This window comes from Shewanella sp. UCD-KL21 (genome assembly GCF_001957135.1).
Lineage (GTDB): Bacteria > Pseudomonadota > Gammaproteobacteria > Enterobacterales > Shewanellaceae > Shewanella.
Window position 1 is genome coordinate 1 of sequence record NZ_MPHK01000064.1, and the last position, 950, is coordinate 950.

A 950-nucleotide genomic window follows, 5' to 3' on the forward strand; every position below is an offset into this window, starting at 1 on the left:
GATCAGCGTGTCACCGATGTTGGTGCCCGCGGCTAAGGTCACGGTGGCGGTGACGGTGCCATCCGCGCCAATTTCATCGCTGCTGTAAATACCGTCATCACCCATGCCTTCAAACTCAACGTTTGGAGTAGGTGCATCAGTGTTATCAACGTCTTGCTTATCAGTGGCGATAGCCGATGGGTTACCGGCGGCATCAATGACTTGTGCATCAACATTGACCTGGGTATCGCCTGCAGCGACAGGGACTTCAATGGCTTGGCCATTATCAAGCATCGCTTGGGTCACGAGACCGTTGAACAATTCATTGCCGTTGCCATCAGTGATGATCAGCGTGTCACCGATGTTGGTGCCCGCGGCTAAGGTCACGGTGGCGGTGACGGTGCCATCCGCGCCAATTTCATCGCTGCTGTAAATACCGTCATCACCCATGCCTTCAAACTCAACGTTTGGAGTAGGTGCATCAGTGTTATCAACGTCTTGGTTGTCAGTGGCGATGCCGGAAGCATTACCGGCAGCATCAATGACTTGTGCATCAACATTGACCTGGGTATCGCCTGCAGCGACAGGGACTTCAATGGCTTGGCCATTATCAAGCATCGCTTGGGTCACGAGACCGTTAAAGAGTTCGTTGCCGTTACCATCAGTGATGATCAGCGTGTCACCGATGTTGGTGCCAGCGGCTAAGGTCACGGTGGCGGTGACGGTGCCATCCGCGCCAATTTCATCGCTGCTGTAAATACCGTCATCACCCATGCCTTCAAACTCAACGTTTGGAGTAGGTGCATCAGTGTTATCAACGTCTTGGTTGTCAGTGGCGATAGCCGATGGGTTACCGGCGGCATCAATGACTTGTGCATCAACATTGACCTGGGTATCGCCTGCAGCGACAGGGACTTCCACGGCTTGACCATTATCAAGCATCGCTTGGGTCACGAGACCGTTAAAGAGTT

General features: G+C 53.3%; 1 protein-coding gene. It reads right to left on the reverse strand.

What is annotated here, in order from left to right:
- A partial coding sequence (locus BM739_RS20295) for a hypothetical protein (RefSeq protein WP_175609565.1) occupies positions 1 to 950 on the reverse strand: 950 nt, incomplete at both ends.